This is a genomic window from Mangrovibacter phragmitis, assembly GCF_001655675.1.
GTDB classification, from domain to species: domain Bacteria; phylum Pseudomonadota; class Gammaproteobacteria; order Enterobacterales; family Enterobacteriaceae; genus Mangrovibacter; species Mangrovibacter phragmitis.
This window is the reverse complement of the sequence record NZ_LYRP01000001.1, coordinates 577,973-592,019: the sequence shown is the minus strand read 5'-3', so window position 1 is coordinate 592,019 and position 14,047 is coordinate 577,973. Positions and strand designations below refer to the sequence as shown.

Annotated in this window: 18 protein-coding genes; 3 read left to right on the top strand and 15 right to left on the bottom strand. The window is 49.8% G+C overall.

Annotated elements, in window-relative coordinates:
• Positions 1–402 precede the first annotated feature (402 nt).
• The 13 genes from fliR to fliF form a co-directional block, all read right to left on the bottom strand.
• Entirely contained in the window at positions 403–1,200 is a 798-nt protein-coding gene (gene fliR / locus A9B99_RS02700; RefSeq protein ID WP_064594362.1) for a flagellar biosynthetic protein FliR, read from the bottom strand.
• A gap of 9 nt (positions 1,201–1,209) precedes the next feature.
• A complete protein-coding gene (gene fliQ / locus A9B99_RS02695) occupies positions 1,210–1,479 on the bottom strand; it encodes a flagellar biosynthesis protein FliQ (RefSeq protein WP_064594359.1) in 270 nt (89 codons plus the stop codon).
• Positions 1,480–1,494: 15 nt separating this feature from the next.
• Entirely contained in the window at positions 1,495–2,232 is a 738-nt protein-coding gene (gene fliP / locus A9B99_RS02690; protein ID WP_064594356.1) for a flagellar type III secretion system pore protein FliP, read from the bottom strand.
• Positions 2,232–2,633 (bottom strand): flagellar biosynthetic protein FliO, encoded by a 402-nt coding sequence (gene fliO, locus A9B99_RS02685; protein WP_064594354.1) that lies wholly within the window; start codon positions 2,631–2,633, stop codon positions 2,232–2,234. The genes fliP and fliO overlap by 1 nt, the downstream gene beginning before the upstream one ends.
• On the bottom strand, positions 2,633–3,103 hold the full coding sequence (fliN, locus tag A9B99_RS02680) for a flagellar motor switch protein FliN (RefSeq protein WP_036102240.1): 471 nt from the start codon (positions 3,101–3,103) through the stop codon (positions 2,633–2,635). Before fliN ends, fliO begins: the two co-directional genes overlap by 1 nt.
• The gene (gene fliM / locus A9B99_RS02675) at positions 3,100–4,101 is read right to left on the bottom strand and encodes a flagellar motor switch protein FliM (protein WP_064594349.1); all 1,002 of its coding nucleotides are present in this window, start codon (positions 4,099–4,101) and stop codon (positions 3,100–3,102) included. Before fliM ends, fliN begins: the two co-directional genes overlap by 4 nt.
• A gap of 4 nt (positions 4,102–4,105) precedes the next feature.
• Positions 4,106–4,582, bottom strand: coding sequence for a flagellar basal body-associated protein FliL (gene fliL / locus A9B99_RS02670; protein ID WP_064594346.1), 477 nt, complete (start codon positions 4,580–4,582; stop codon positions 4,106–4,108).
• Positions 4,583–4,684: 102 nt separating this feature from the next.
• Positions 4,685–5,968, bottom strand: coding sequence for a flagellar hook-length control protein FliK (locus tag A9B99_RS02665; protein ID WP_064594344.1), 1,284 nt, complete (start codon positions 5,966–5,968; stop codon positions 4,685–4,687).
• Positions 5,965–6,408, bottom strand: a complete 444-nt coding sequence (gene fliJ, locus A9B99_RS02660) for a flagellar export protein FliJ (protein ID WP_064594342.1) — start codon at positions 6,406–6,408, stop codon at positions 5,965–5,967. The genes A9B99_RS02665 and fliJ overlap by 4 nt, the downstream gene beginning before the upstream one ends.
• A gap of 20 nt (positions 6,409–6,428) precedes the next feature.
• Positions 6,429–7,799, bottom strand: a complete 1,371-nt coding sequence (gene fliI, locus A9B99_RS02655) for a flagellar protein export ATPase FliI (RefSeq protein ID WP_064594339.1) — start codon at positions 7,797–7,799, stop codon at positions 6,429–6,431.
• Positions 7,799–8,527, bottom strand: coding sequence for a flagellar assembly protein FliH (gene fliH / locus A9B99_RS02650; protein WP_064594335.1), 729 nt, complete (start codon positions 8,525–8,527; stop codon positions 7,799–7,801). Before fliH ends, fliI begins: the two co-directional genes overlap by 1 nt.
• Positions 8,520–9,515 carry a flagellar motor switch protein FliG gene (gene fliG, locus A9B99_RS02645; protein ID WP_064594329.1) on the bottom strand — a complete coding sequence of 332 codons (996 nt, stop codon included), beginning with the start codon at positions 9,513–9,515 and terminating at the stop codon, positions 8,520–8,522. The genes fliH and fliG overlap by 8 nt, the downstream gene beginning before the upstream one ends.
• Complete coding sequence (gene fliF / locus A9B99_RS02640) at positions 9,512–11,224, bottom strand: flagellar basal-body MS-ring/collar protein FliF (protein WP_064594326.1); 1,713 nt, start codon at positions 11,222–11,224, stop codon at positions 9,512–9,514. The genes fliG and fliF overlap by 4 nt, the downstream gene beginning before the upstream one ends.
• A 229-nt stretch (positions 11,225–11,453) precedes the next feature.
• Between fliF and fliE the strand changes: the two genes are divergently transcribed.
• The 3 genes from fliE to yedD all read left to right on the top strand — a co-directional run bounded on the left by fliE (position 11,454) and on the right by yedD (position 13,187).
• Positions 11,454–11,774, top strand: a complete 321-nt coding sequence (fliE, locus tag A9B99_RS02635) for a flagellar hook-basal body complex protein FliE (protein ID WP_064594323.1) — start codon at positions 11,454–11,456, stop codon at positions 11,772–11,774.
• Positions 11,775–12,095: 321 nt separating this feature from the next.
• Entirely contained in the window at positions 12,096–12,668 is a 573-nt protein-coding gene (locus A9B99_RS02630) for a cytochrome b/b6 domain-containing protein (RefSeq protein WP_064594317.1), read from the top strand.
• Between the two features lie 90 nt (positions 12,669–12,758).
• On the top strand, positions 12,759–13,187 hold the full coding sequence (yedD, locus tag A9B99_RS02625) for a lipoprotein YedD (RefSeq protein ID WP_074388771.1): 429 nt from the start codon (positions 12,759–12,761) through the stop codon (positions 13,185–13,187).
• A 72-nt stretch (positions 13,188–13,259) separates the two neighbouring features.
• Here yedD and fliT read toward each other — a convergent pair whose 3' ends face one another.
• Positions 13,260–13,622 (bottom strand): flagella biosynthesis regulatory protein FliT, encoded by a 363-nt coding sequence (gene fliT, locus A9B99_RS02620; protein ID WP_064594313.1) that lies wholly within the window; start codon positions 13,620–13,622, stop codon positions 13,260–13,262.
• The gene (gene fliS / locus A9B99_RS02615) at positions 13,622–14,032 is read right to left on the bottom strand and encodes a flagellar export chaperone FliS (RefSeq protein ID WP_064594312.1); all 411 of its coding nucleotides are present in this window, start codon (positions 14,030–14,032) and stop codon (positions 13,622–13,624) included. The genes fliT and fliS overlap by 1 nt, the downstream gene beginning before the upstream one ends.
• Positions 14,033–14,047 lie beyond the last annotated feature (15 nt).

Below are 14,047 nucleotides of genomic sequence, written 5' to 3'. Positions count from 1 at the left end.
GTTTGCTTGTGCTCTTTATGATTGAAACAAATACCTGTTAGCACGGTTATCTCATGCGCACACATAAGCACTGAAAATGCTCCACATCTCCAGACATTATTTTCCTGAACTGCAACCATCTGAATAGCAGTTGGGATACAGTGCATTCAAATCTGTTTCCTGACGGGCGTGTTGTGCAACACAAATAAACATTCAGCAGACAAGCCATTCACCAGAAGTATCTCTGTATTTCAGGTAAAGTCACTATCCCGTAAAGTTCTGTATAATTTGCCAGGAATCTTCTCAAAGTAAAGAGAATGTTTTGTTATGTGAAGAGCCTAAAACCTTTTAAAGCAGGCCCGCTTTACGATTGAGGGTGTTTGGTTATTTTTATTTTAAGATTTTCCTTAGGTTCCGAATACGTCAGGAGGACATTGGTACTCCAGGATTGCTAATGATTTCAGAAAGCAAATTAAACAAATCTGCAAACAGACGTTCGGCGAAGGGGGCGATAAGCGGCATCAAAACAGCGATGATAATCATACCTGTGGTAAGCGTGATCGGGAAACCAATCACAAAAACAGATAATTGCGGCGTCATGCGGTTCAGCAGGCCTAATGCGAGGTTGACCGTGAGCAATAGCGTAATCAGCGGTAGTGCGAGCATGACGCCATTGATAAAGATAAGGCTTCCTGCACGGGCCAGAGACATAAAAACATTGGCGTCAATCAGTGATGGGCCGATGGGCAGTGTGTGGAAGGAATCAACCAGCAGGGAAATCATCCATAGATGGCCATTCCACGTCAGGAATAGCAGTAGTGCCAGTATCTCCATAAACCGTGCCAGCACAGGCATGCTCATATTGCTGGACGGGTCAAGGAACGTTGCAAACGACAAACCCATCTGTAAACCAACAATTTCCCCGGCGGCACGAATAGCGGCAAATGCAATTTGCATGGTAAAGCCCATAGCAATACCAATCATTGTTTGCTGAAATGCTGTCCAAATACCTTCAGCAGAAAAAATGGGAATCATCGGGAAGGGAGGTAACAACGGGGCGACCACCACGGTAATAATCAATCCCAGCCCCAGTTTAACCTGGCGTGGAATCGCCCGTTCGCTCAAAACGGGGGCAGTCGCAACCAGTGCCATAATGCGCAGCAATGGCCAGAAGTAAAGGTTCAGCCACTCGGCCCACTGTAAACTGGTGACCTCAACCATAAATAATTCTTAACCAATAATATAAGGTAAATTGGTGAACAGCGTGCGCATATAATCAAGCAGCAGGTTCAGCATCCACGGCCCGGCAAAAATAATCGTCAGGAACACAGCCAGAATTTTAGGAATAAAGGCCAGCGTCATTTCGTTTATCTGAGTTGCTGCCTGGAGCATGCTTATCAATAATCCGCTGACCAGCGCCACCAACAGCAGCGGGGCTGCCAGCATAATGGCGATACGCATTGCTTCCGTACCCATCATCATGACCGATTCAGGTGTCATCGCAGGGTCTCCTGGTTAGCTGTAAAAACTTTGAGCCAGTGAACTGACCAGCAATTGCCAGCCATCCACCAGAACAAATAGCATGAGTTTAAAGGGCAGTGAGATGGTAGCAGGTGGAACCATCATCATCCCCAGTGCCATCAATACGCTGGCAACCACCAGGTCAATGATGAGAAACGGGATGAAAATGGTAAAACCAATTTGAAATGCTGTCTTTAACTCACTGGTGACATAAGCAGGCAACAGAATACGCATCGGCACGTCTTCTGGCCCCTGGATAGGCGGAGACTTGGACAACCGGGCAAACAGCGCCAGATCTGCTTCACGCGTCTGGCGCAACATAAACTGCCGTAAAGGTTGCGCACCTTTTTCAATTGCCTGCTCCATTGAAATCTGATTCTGGCTGAAAGGCTGATAGGCATCGGTATAAATTTTATCGAACACGGGTGCCATAATAAAAAAGGTCAGAAACAGCGCCAAACCCAGTAACACCTGGTTTGGAGGCGAAGAGGCGGTACCCAGTGCATTTCGTAGTAAACCAAATACGATAATGATACGGGTAAAACTGGTCATCATCAGCAGCACCGCTGGCAGGAAGGTCAGTGAGGTGATGAAAACCAGCGTTTGAATGGGTAGAGACCAGCTTTGCCCACCACCGGACAGTGGCTGGCTGATAATACCAGGTAACTGAGCAAAAGCGGCGGGCATGACAAACCATAAACCCGCTAAAGCGAAAGGCAGTAAACGACGCATCACTGCTTCCCCTGACGTTTAAGAATTGTTTTTAGTGCATCCTGAAAACTCTGCGGTTTGCGTGGCGCTGGTGAACCATCCGCATGGGTTTCTTCTTCATCCGGTATGGCCGGAGGCAGGGTGTGTAAATGGGTTATTTGCGTGGCGGTTACGCCTAAAACCAGACGGGCATTTTCTACGTCAACGATAACCACTTTTTCACGCTGCCCAACGGTAACACTGGCAGTAACTTTCAGCCCCCGGGCATTACTATGCCTCGGGGTGAAACCAAAGCGTTTGGCAAACCACGCAATGCCCAGAATCAGAATGATGATGACGCACAACGCTGCGCTCACCTGGATAAGAGATGTGGCAGGTGAGCTGACATCCTGCGCGACTACCGTGCTGGTCTGGTTTGCCATCAGCGGCTCAGGCGACGCATACGTTCAGATGGCGTGATAATATCAGTAATACGTACACCGTATTTATCTGCCACAACCACGACTTCCCCTTGTGCAATCAAGTAGCCGTTTATCAGAATATCCAGCGGCTCACCCGCCAGACCTTCCAGTGATACAATAGAACCTTGTGTCAGTTTTAACAGCTCTTTAATGGTCATGCGGGTACGGCCCAGTTCAACGGTCAGTTTGACCGGGATATCCATAATTAAATCGATATCCTGTAAAGAGCCGGTAACGTCTTTGTCTTCAAGGGAGCGGAAAATACCGTCGCTGCTGGCGGCTGGTTTGCTTTCCGCTTCTTTCTGTTCGTTCAGTGCTTCCGCCCATGGGTCATCGGCCGATTCTGTACTTTTTTGTTCGTTCAGCGCGTCAGCCCACAGATCGTCCACTGAGCCTTCTTTTCCATCGGACGGTTGGTTGGTATCACTCATTTGGGCTGTTCCTCATTCATCGAATTCAAAATCGGGTTAATCAAATGTTCAACGCGCAGCGCGTACTGGCCATTGAGGGTGCCGTACTGGCTGGTCAGTACCGGTACACCATCCACATGGGCGATAATGCGATCCGGTTTTTCAATTGGCAGTACATCGCCAGGTTTTAATTTCAGTACTTCTGATAAGCGTAGCGAAACATCGGCGAAGTTGGCTGTCAGTTCCAGCTCAGAATGCTGAACCTGGCGAACCAGTGTTTCTCGCCATGACTGGTCTTCCTGACGGGAGTTTTCCAGTGGCGGGTTAACCAGTGTTTCACGTAACGGCTCTATCATGCTGAAAGGCAGACAAATATTGAACTCCCCGGTCAGCGTACCAATTTCCACATGGAAGGGCGTGTTAACCACAATATCGTTCGGTGATGTGGTGATGTTAGTGAATTTCACCTGCATTTCAGAACGAACATACTCGATATCTAATGGATAAATCGCTTTCCAGGCGTCACTGTAGGCTTCCAGTGCCAGTTTCAGCATACGGTTGATAACCCGCTGTTCGGTATGGGTAAACTCACGGCCTTCAACTTTGGTAGGAAAGCGGCCATCGCCACCAAACAGGTTATCTACCGCAATAAACACCAGGCTTGGCGAAAAAACAAACAGCCCGGTGCCGCGTAACGGCTTTAAATGAATCAGGTTGAGGTTAGTTGGAACCGGTAAGTTACGGGCAAATTCCAGATAGGGCTGAATACGAATCGCACCAACTGTAATATCCGGGCTACGACGTAACAGGTTAAATAACCCCATGCGGAACTGGCGCGCAAAACGTTCGTTGATTATCTCCAGTGCCTGGAGACGTTCACGTACCATCCTGCGCTGTGTATTGGGGTCATAGGGGCGAACATCACCCTCTGACCCGGTTTTTTTTGGCTCATCGCTGCTGTCATTGCCACCATTGAGCAAAGCATCGATTTCTGCCTGAGAAAGAATACTGTCACCCATCACATCACCGCAAAATAAAGGCAGTGTACAACACGTCAGTGACAACCTGTTGGGGTTGCCCCGGCACCAGAGGAGGAGCAAGCGTTTGTTTGATAGCTTCCATCAATTTTTGCTTACCTTCATCGGTTGCGAGCACATTTGCATCCTGGCGTGAAAGCAGCATCAACAAACGACTGCGTACTTCCGGCAGAAAGTCGCTGATACGCTGGCGCGTCTCTTCATCTTTGAGACGCAGCGTAATGCCGATATACAGCACACGATCTGCATTGCCCAGATTAACTGTAAACGTATCCAGAGGGAAAAAAACAGGTGCAGGAGGTGGCGGAGGCGGTTCAGCATGCGCGGTATTACCCGCAGGTGCCTGTTGCATACGCCAGTAGCTGTAACCGGCTACTGCGCAGGCAGCCAGAGTAATCAGGACCAGTAAAGGTATCCAGATTTTACGTTTGCTTCCTTTACCTTTAGTAACTGTATCAGTCATTTGGCGAATTATTCCTGTGTCTGTACTGCGTCATTTCATTATCGCGTCTTCACCGGTGAACAATAGCGGGAAAAGACGCGATTATTCGCGCTACTTCAACGTTTAAGCAAAGATATCAATGGCATTGTTGCCAGAGCCTGTTGCCGTGAGACTGACCGGGGCGATGATTGCCTGGTCGGCACTGTTATCGGCCATAAACCCAGTTTGATTACTGTTGCTGCCGCTATTTTGTTGACTGAACTGTTGTTGCTGCTGCCCGGCAAAGTTATCGCTGCTAATGCTACTCTGGCCCAACTGTATACCACTTTCTGCCAGTTGTGTGCGCAGGGTTGGCAGTGCGGCTTCCAGTGCGGCGCGCACATGGCTGTGGGCTGCGACCATATGCAACTGAGCCTGGTTGTCTTCCAGTTTCAGGCTAATTTGTACCGATCCCAGCTCTGCAGGGTGCAGGCGTAATTCTGCATTTTGCTGCCCATTACGGGTGAATAATGTGATTTGCTGACCAATATTTTGTTGCCATTCGGACGTACCTAACTGCGCATTGATTTGCGCTGTCGCTGGAGCCACTGCCTGAGCGGTAGACTGAGGCTGGAGGATATTCGTGCTGCTGAAAACGGACGCTGTGGCTGCGTGCTGGCTGGTTGCCTGGCTTACCGCAGAGGCCAGTTTATCGGTTTTAAGTACGCTGTTATCTATAGCGGTTTGTGCAGATGTATCCACGTCAGCCTGCGCGGCCATTGGGTTAAAAGCGTTTTGCTGAGCACTTATCGCAGCAGTGTTGTCCGTCACATGTTTGTCATTGCTACTAACGGCAGTATGCGATTTGGTTGCCGTGTTTTGACCGGTAGTCAAAATACTGGCTAATGACGTGGAGAGGCTACCCTCACCAGAGACTTTGCTTGTTGCACTGTCGTCAGCTGTTTTGGCCTGTAACGGGGTTGCCTGCGTTTGCTGCGGCAACATCGCAAACAATGCGCTCAGAGCAGACACTTGCTGATCAGAAAGCGTGGTGCCTTTTCCCGCGGTTGTTGCTGTCGTTTCACCGGTAGTTACACCTTCACGGGTGGTCAGCGTAGCGGTTTTCGCTCCAAGTAGCGCCATCAAACTTTGCGCATCACCATTTGTGGCGTTATCAAACTGTTCCAGTAGAGCACTCAATGAAGTTTGGGTCTCGTCATCACTGGTTCCGGTGGTTTTTGTACCGGAACTTTGCGCCAGTTGCGCCAGTGAGACTGTTTTACCATTGGCAAGCGTGAGTTTGTGGCCCAGGGTTTCGCCCAGCAAGGCGAGGAAATCCGTACTGAGACCTTTGCCCTTGCTGGCAGCAGAAGTCGCCTGGCCGGAGTCCGTTGTTGCTGTAACGGCAATTTTGGGTAACGTCATCATTCGCTTTTCCTCAGTGTGGCCCGTTGGGCAAACTCATCCATTTTTTTCTGATCCTGGCGGTTTTCTGCTTGCAGGGCGGCGGTTGCTTTACGTTCCTGCAAGGTTTCCCAGGCCTGGAGCCGTTGTTTTTTTTCTTTCCAGAAATTCAGAGCCAGTTCCACTTTGTTATTCCACTGTTCCAACTGATGGCGATGTTGTTCTATGGCAATGTCCAGTGTGGCAATAAATTGCTGGTAATTCCGCCAGCGCTCACTTGCGATACCCTGGCACATATCATTATTCAGATTATTACGATATTCATTCTGGTAATTAAGCAGCATTTCTAGCTGCTCTTTGGCCTGTTGACAGCCACGGCGCATATCACCAAGACGAATGGCGGCGTCGTCAACTTCTTTGGCAGCCAGGTCGTGTAATGTGTCTAACGCACTGTGTTGACTCATTTTCACTTCCCCTTGTTAACTCAAACTGTCGGGAAAATCAGGTCCAGAGACTGGCATGATTCTTCCCATCCTGCGCGTTCGTAAATGCCTTGTTGTAAAAACGCCTCCAGATGCGGCCAGAGGGCTATCGCTTTATCCAGCAATGGGTCACTGCCTTTTGCATATGCCCCTACGCTGACCAGATCACGGTTACGCTGGAAGCTGGAAAGTAATTGTTTGAAATGACGCACTTGCGCGTAGTGTGTCTCAGAAATCAGTGATGTCATAGCCCGGCTGATTGACGCTTCAATATCAATCGCCGGGTAGTGCCCGGATTCGGCCAGCCGGCGGGATAACACAATATGTCCGTCAAGAATGGCACGCGCGGAGTCTGCAATCGGATCCTGCTGGTCATCGCCTTCGGTCAATACGGTATAGAAAGCGGTAATAGAACCCCCGCCGTCGATGCCGTTCCCGGCGCGTTCAACCAGTGCCGGTAATTTGGCAAAAACGGAAGGTGGGTATCCCTTGGTCGCCGGGGGTTCACCAATAGCGAGGGCAATTTCACGCTGTGCCATGGCATAACGGGTCAGTGAATCCATGATGAGCAGAACATGCTGGCCACGGTCACGAAAATCTTCTGCTATCCGAGTGGCGTAGGCGGCACCCTGCATACGTAATAACGGGGAGACATCGGCTGGCGCAGCAATCACAACTGACCTGGCCCGGCCTTCAGCGCCAAGAATGTTTTCAATAAAGTCTTTAACTTCACGGCCACGTTCGCCAATCAGCCCTACCACAATGACATCGGCCTGGGTGTAACGCGCCATCATGCCAAGCAGTACGCTTTTCCCCACCCCGGAGCCGGCGAATAAGCCCATGCGTTGGCCACGCCCCACAGTCAGTAATGCATTGATAGCCCGGACACCGACATCAAGCACATGGTCGATAGCAGTACGTTGTAGTGGGTTAAATGGTTGGGTTATCAGTGCGCCGGTAAACCCGGTTTCTGGCGAAGGCAAACCATCAAGTGGCCGCCCACTGCCGTCCAGCACACGGCCAAGCAGGGCAGGGCCAAGGGGGAGTTGTTTGCCGCTATGTAATCCGTCACCTGTCAGTGTGCGGGCGTAGACGCGTGCGCCAGGTAAAATACCTTCAACTTCTTCAAGCGGCATTAAGAATAATTTATGGCCGTTGAAACCGACCACTTCGCTTTCCACTTCGGTGGTGCCCAGGTTATCCTGGCGTTCAATGATACAAGTGGCACCCAGTGGGAGCTGCAGCCCGGTGGCTTCCAGAACTAATCCGGTCGCGCGGGTTAACCTGCCATAGCGGCGTACTTTGGGTAGTTGTGCAATCCGTGCTTCCACGTTATCCAGGGTGTTAAGCCAGCGTGTCAGTCGGGCAGTCATCACAATACTCCGGGCGCCGCAAGGCGACACAATTCTTGCCAACGTGTGGCGACGCTGGCGTCTAAATCGCCCTCGTCCGTAGAGACTTTACAACCTCCCGGGTGAAGGCTCGGGTCGGCGCGTAAACGCCAGCCATGTAGATTAAGTGTAGCACCCACCATTTCTTCAATACGTTGCAGGTCGTCTGGGTGAACGCGCAAAATCGGTTTACCACTGAACATGGGCTCTTGTTGCAGCAAGGATTGAATCTGCTTAATCAGCGCACTGTTATCCACTACCGGCATCTGCCCGATAACCTGGCGTGCCGCTTCCAGTGCGAGTTGCATCAGCCGGGATGCAATTACGCTGTCGAGGGCATCCAGCGTGTTCTGGAATTCGCTGACCAGTTGCTGCATCTGCGCTTTAATTGGCTCCTGTTGTTGCAGCGCCTGATCCATTCCCGCCTGCTGGCCCTGGGCCAGGCCTTCCTGGTGCCCCTGCTGGAAACCTTGTTGTTTGCCTTCAGCGTAACCGGCATTAAAACCTTGCTCACGCGCGGCATCGCGCATCATTGCCATTATCTCTTCTGGCGAAGGTTCCTGAGGTTGAACAGGTTCGCTGACCGGTTCATTTTCAGTAACCGGTTTCGGCTTACGCTTTTTTTCCGCCACCAGGCTTTCAAAGACTGCGGCTGGAGGGTTGAGGTCATCTGGCATCCATACTTGCCAACTCGGTTGAGGCTTAGACATAGGCATCGTCTCCGCTGCCTATTACCATCTCGCCAGATTCGGCCAGGCGGCGAACAATAAGCAGAATCGCTTTCTGCTCGTTTTCCACCTGAGACAGACGAACTGGCCCACGGTTGGCCAGATCATCGCGCAGAATATCGGCAGCACGTTGCGACATGTTGCGCAGGAATTTTTCCCGCAATGGCTGTTCGGAGCCTTTCAGTGCGATAAGCAGCGATTCGGATTCCACTTCCTGCAGCAAACGCTGGATACTGCGGTCGTCCACTTCCACCAGATTTTCGAACAGGAACATTTCGTCGATAATTTTCTGTGCCAGTTCGCCATCGAATTCGCGAACTGCCCCAATGACAGCTTCTTCGTGCTGGGTTTTCATCAGGTTGATAATTTCTGCTGCTGTTCTCACGCCGCCCATTTTGCTGCGCTTGAGGTTCTGCCCGTCGAGCAGGCTATTGAGTACCTCAGTCAGTTCAGCCAGTGCGGCAGGCTGTACGCCACCAAAGGTGGCGATACGCAGCATGACATCATGGCGCATACGCTCGTCGAACAGGGCAAGAATATCGGCTGCCTGGCCGCGTTTGAGGTGTACCAGAATGGTGGCGATAATCTGCGGATGCTCGTCGCGAATCAGATCGGCTGCACTCTGTGGTTCCATAAAGTTCAGTGTTTCGATGCCGGAAGCCGTATCACGGGTTTCCAGAATATCTTCCAGCAGGCTGCTTGCGCGTTCTTCGCCCAGCGCTTTGACCAGCACAGAGCGCAGGTAGTCGTTGGTGTTGATGCTCAGAGCGGCAAACTGTTCCGCGTTGGATTCAAACTCCTTCAATACTTCAGTTAACTGCGAATTTGAGACCTGACGCATGTTCGCCATCGCGGCACTTAAGTGTTGTACTTCCCGCGCAGAGAGGTGCTTGAACACCTCAGCCGCACGGTCTTCACCAATGGTCATCAGCAAGATGGCGCTTTTTTCAGTACCGGTCATATCACTCATAGTTCATTCCCCATCCACTGACGGATAACAAGGGCCACCACTCGTGGATCGTTATCGGACATTTCGCGAATACGTTGACTCATTACTTCAGCACTCAGGCGCTGATTATTGCGGCGCTGAGACTGTTGCTCATCTTTACTGAGGGTAACCGTGACTGATTTATCCTCTTCTTCAAGCTGACGGGCACGTTCTTGCGCAGCTTTAATCGCTTCCTGACGGCGCACGACATGTGGCCGTACCATTTTACGCCACAGAATCCATGCAATCAGAGCAATCAGCAGCCAGCGACCAGCTTCCAGACATTGGTTAATAAAGGCTGGTGTTTTCCAGAACGGAATATTATCCGCACTGTTGTCTGGTGCCGTGAATGGCGAGTTAACTACGTTAACGGTATCGCCACGTTTGGCGGAGTAACCCATTGCTTCGCGGGTCAGATCCTCGATTTGCTTCAGTTGCTCAGCAGTCAGTGGCAATGATTTGCCATCTGCGGCTGTTTTATAGTTTACGACGACAGCAACAGACAAGCGTTGAATATCACCAATATTCATTTTGGTGTGCAGGATGGTGCGGTCAACTTCGTAATTCGTGGTTTCATCATGCGTGGTATTACTTGGCACAACCTGGTTATTGGTTGATGCTGTTTGACCATTCTGTGCATTCGTCTGCGCATTTGCGCCGGTCTGACCAGCCTGTTGCGTATTTTGCGCATTATTCTGTGTCGCGATAGGCGCACTATTGGCAGGCGCTGGCTGGTTAGACAAAGCGCCAGGTACACCGCCCACAGATGAACCACCCAACTGTACGTTGTTATTCAATTGCTGAGAACGAATCGCTTGTTGTGCCGGATTCGTGTTCGGACCGTATTGCTCCTGAGTCTGTTCTTTGGCATTGAAATCAATTTGAGCAGAAACCTGAGCATGAACATTGCGGCTACCGACGATTGGACCAAGGATAGCTTCAATTCGTTGTTGAACACGGCTTTCAACTTCACTGGCATATTTTAACTGTTCATCATTCAGACCCCGGCCAGAGGTGTCTGAACGGGTCAATAAATGCCCTGCCTGGTCAACAATAGTGACATTGCCTGGCGGCATACCGGCAACAGCACTGGAAACGATATGAACGATAGCATTAATTTGCCCATCATCCAGCGCACGTCCGGGTTCGAGGTTTAATGTGACTGACGCAGAGGGGGATTTTTGTTCGCGAACAAATAAAGATGGTTTTGGCATGGCAAGGTGGATACGGGCGCTTTTCACCGGGCCAAGTGTTTCAATAGTGCGTGCCAGTTCGCCTTCAAGGGCGCGCTGGTAGTTGATTTGTTCACTGAACTGGCTGATGCCAAATTTCTCGTTGTCCAGCAACTCAAATCCGACAGCACCACCTCTGGGTAAGCCTTGCTGAGCCAGGCGTAACCGCAAGTCGTACACTTTATCTTCTGGCACCAGAATCGCAGAACCATTATCCGCAAAGCGGTAAGGGACATTCATCTGGGTTAACTGTGTAATGATGGCTCCGCCATCTTCGTTGGAAACGTTACTGAATAAGACACTGTAGTTCGTGGTTTTTGCCCATAAAATCAATGCAACCACAATCGCGATAGCGGTACTCGCTGCAACAATCAAGGGGAGCCTTGGATTGGCACGCAGGCGGTTAAGCCATTCGAGAGGTTTGGCTTGCGGCGATTGAGTGGAGGTTGTGGCATTCATTGCTCGCCTCTCTTCTCAGCGGTGTCAAAGTTATTCGAGTAATAAAACAAAGCAAACTCCCGGGTCGGCAACACGACAAAAGTTCCACAATAATGGCTATGTTATTATTTGCGTTTATGGGGAATTCGATGCCTCAATAAGCTGAACTTTTTGACGTTATTTAGCGCTTTTATCTTCAGGCTCTCATGTTAGTCTTGCCAACACTCATAAAGGTAATCAGGAGTCAGTCATGGCAATTCAGGGCATCGAAAGCGTATTGCAGCAGCTTCAGGCCACTGCCATCGCCGCGGAAAACAAAGATGTGGACACCACGGCACAAAACGGTGGCGTCAGTTTTGCTGGTGAATTGAAGTCTGCGCTGGACCGTATCAGTGACACACAGAATGCCGCCCGCGCTCAGTATCAAAAATTTGAGTTGGGTACGCCAGGCGTGGCACTGAATGACGTGATGGTGGATGCGCAAAAAGCCAATATTTCTTTGCAAATGGGCGTTCAGGTGCGTAACAAGCTGGTGTCAGCCTACCAGGATATCATGTCCATGCAGGTGTAGTATTCAGCGATACCGGCATAGCATATCGGGCAGGTGCGACACGCATGGTGGCTGTTACCTTCCCGGTATTTTATTCGTCTTATGTCAATGCCTCTTCTGCATATTTAATCTGTTATAGCACCAGATGCAAAGTTATCATTCCTGCCGTAGAAGTCCTCTTAGCACTCCCAGTGAAACACACACAAACTCTGTATCTTCCCCCATTTACTGGCTTATCTGTTTGAAAAGAAACCAGGTTGGATAATTTCATCGAGTGCTAAGTTTATTTTAAGTTTATTGCGTCACTCTCTACACACAATAAGAGCATGATGAGGCACGACAATGTTACGGACATTCTGGCATTACCTTGGTGAAACACAGCCCCGGTTATTGCGGGTAATACATATTTTGATAGCAGTTCTGGTTGTAGCGCAAATAATAAACAGCAATGCGACTCAGCTAGATGCAATAACTGATGTGAGTGCCGGGTTACTGGTATTTTTATCTACCTGGATGCACATTATTGCCGGTTCCATACTGGTGATTCTGGGGTTTGCAATACTGTTTTATGTTCTGGCGCTGCGCGGTTTTCGCTATTATTTTGCCTGGCTGCTGGGCGATTTTTCTGGAATTATTGCGGATTTACGCACCCTGGCGAAATTTCGTCTGCCTGAGACAGCTCCAGGAGGGATACCCGCCACTGTTCAGGGGTTAGGCATAGGTGCGTTGTTGTTAGTGGCGCTGTCTGGCGCTACTGGCGTGGCGCTGTATCTGATGGGGTACACTGTTGGCTTCAATGTCATCCACTGGCATAAATTTTTAACCGGCCTGATAGAGGTCTATATCTTTGCTCATGGTGCGATGGGGTTACTGCATTTTGGCCTGCGCCAGTTTATGCCAGTGAAACGTGAATAACGTGTGGCGGTAAGAGTGTGGTTAGGCAGCAGGCTGGTATCCGTTGCAGGTTAGTGCCAGAATACACGCACTCTCTTTTATGTGGGAAATATGATGAAAAAAATCACACTGTTACCCGCTATCGCTGCACTTATGCTTGCCGGTTGCGTTCAGGTTGATGATTATACCAAAGTGGTTAAAGCCCCCGCGCCCCAGTGGCTGGTGGGCTACTGGCAGTCTGAAGGGCCGCAGTCTGAAATGGTAAGCCCGGAAGCGATTGCCAGCCTGGTTGTGACACGCGATGGCGATACCCTGGATTGCCGCCAGTGGCAACGGGTGATAGCTGAGCCCGGCAAGCTGATGCAGCGTGATGATGCTCTGTATAACGTTACGCAGAAACGCGATGTTTATTCTGTGAAACAGAATGGTGAGCAACTGGATTATGCGGGTATGAAGCTAAAACGTGTGGCTAAACCCACTGTTGAGTGCCAGGCCGCAATTGATAAACTGCCACTGTTAAGTACTGGTAGTGCTTACTGAAACAGCTTACATGATAGTAACCAGAAAGCGTAGTGCGCTTTCTGGTTGATCACAACTGGCACAGTTTTGTGTCTACTGGTTAAAGTTTGTCGGAATCAGAATGTTGTGTGATAACTTTCCGTATGTTGTTGCCAGTGACTTTTGTGTGCTTGTTTGGCTAATTAATTTGCGTAATTCACCCATTCTGCTTTGCAGTAGGCTCTTCAACCTGTCTTCGTTTTCGAGAATTTCACGTAGTAATTGTTTTGCTTCCTCAACCAGGTAAACTTGGTCTGATTGTATTGGGTTTTTAGCTATATTTTCAACTAATTGAACATATTTGATTTCATGTTCAATCAACTCATCCCATTTTCCTTCATGGGCGAGGTTGAGCATGGTTTTGCTCAAGGCATGTAATGCATGCCAAAGAGTAAGGGATGAGTTGGTGGTGGTCATTAGCTGGCACCCTGGAGTGGTTGATAGGATGGTTTTACTTGCTTCCATGCATCGGCAATATTTCCGAGTAACCGCTCAACTTCTTCGATCGCTGCGATATCGTTACGTAAGTTCGCGTGTAGTAACCGGCGAACCATGTAGTCATAAAGAGCAATAAGGTTGGTGGTCAGCTCATCTTCTTCACTTGTATCCAGAGCGGTTTTAAGCCCTGAATCAATAATATTGATGGCATGGGAAAGTGCCTTACCTTTTTCAGGAATAGCACCTTGCTCCATAAATAGTTTTGCTCTAACGAGGGCGCTCAGCGCGCCATCGAAAAGCATAACAATAAGCTGGTGTGGGCTGGCGCTCATCACCGCGCTTTCAAGGCTAACCGTTTGGTAGGCCTTAACACCAGTTCGATTGTACATAACACATCCTCACGG

What these genes read in the sequence shown, in the direction of transcription:
- fliO (WP_064594354.1), bottom strand. Translation starts at nt 2,633, where the DNA reads ATGGCAAACCAGACCAGCACGGTAGTCGCGCAGGATGTCAGCTCACCT.
- fliN (WP_036102240.1), bottom strand. Translation starts at nt 3,103, where the DNA reads ATGAGTGATACCAACCAACCGTCCGATGGAAAAGAAGGCTCAGTGGAC.
- fliR (WP_064594362.1), bottom strand. Translation starts at nt 1,200, where the DNA reads ATGGTTGAGGTCACCAGTTTACAGTGGGCCGAGTGGCTGAACCTTTAC.
- fliL (WP_064594346.1), bottom strand. Translation starts at nt 4,582, where the DNA reads ATGACTGATACAGTTACTAAAGGTAAAGGAAGCAAACGTAAAATCTGG.
- yedD (WP_074388771.1), top strand. Translation starts at nt 12,759, where the DNA reads ATGATGAAAAAAATCACACTGTTACCCGCTATCGCTGCACTTATGCTT.
- fliE (WP_064594323.1), top strand. Translation starts at nt 11,454, where the DNA reads ATGGCAATTCAGGGCATCGAAAGCGTATTGCAGCAGCTTCAGGCCACT.
- fliS (WP_064594312.1), bottom strand. Translation starts at nt 14,032, where the DNA reads ATGTACAATCGAACTGGTGTTAAGGCCTACCAAACGGTTAGCCTTGAA.
- fliP (WP_064594356.1), bottom strand. Translation starts at nt 2,232, where the DNA reads ATGCGTCGTTTACTGCCTTTCGCTTTAGCGGGTTTATGGTTTGTCATG.
- A9B99_RS02630 (WP_064594317.1), top strand. Translation starts at nt 12,096, where the DNA reads ATGTTACGGACATTCTGGCATTACCTTGGTGAAACACAGCCCCGGTTA.
- fliF (WP_064594326.1), bottom strand. Translation starts at nt 11,224, where the DNA reads ATGAATGCCACAACCTCCACTCAATCGCCGCAAGCCAAACCTCTCGAA.
- fliM (WP_064594349.1), bottom strand. Translation starts at nt 4,101, where the DNA reads ATGGGTGACAGTATTCTTTCTCAGGCAGAAATCGATGCTTTGCTCAAT.
- A9B99_RS02665 (WP_064594344.1), bottom strand. Translation starts at nt 5,968, where the DNA reads ATGATGACGTTACCCAAAATTGCCGTTACAGCAACAACGGACTCCGGC.
- fliH (WP_064594335.1), bottom strand. Translation starts at nt 8,527, where the DNA reads ATGTCTAAGCCTCAACCGAGTTGGCAAGTATGGATGCCAGATGACCTC.
- fliG (WP_064594329.1), bottom strand. Translation starts at nt 9,515, where the DNA reads ATGAGTGATATGACCGGTACTGAAAAAAGCGCCATCTTGCTGATGACC.
- fliJ (WP_064594342.1), bottom strand. Translation starts at nt 6,408, where the DNA reads ATGAGTCAACACAGTGCGTTAGACACATTACACGACCTGGCTGCCAAA.
- fliQ (WP_064594359.1), bottom strand. Translation starts at nt 1,479, where the DNA reads ATGACACCTGAATCGGTCATGATGATGGGTACGGAAGCAATGCGTATC.
- fliI (WP_064594339.1), bottom strand. Translation starts at nt 7,799, where the DNA reads ATGACTGCCCGACTGACACGCTGGCTTAACACCCTGGATAACGTGGAA.
- fliT (WP_064594313.1), bottom strand. Translation starts at nt 13,622, where the DNA reads ATGACCACCACCAACTCATCCCTTACTCTTTGGCATGCATTACATGCC.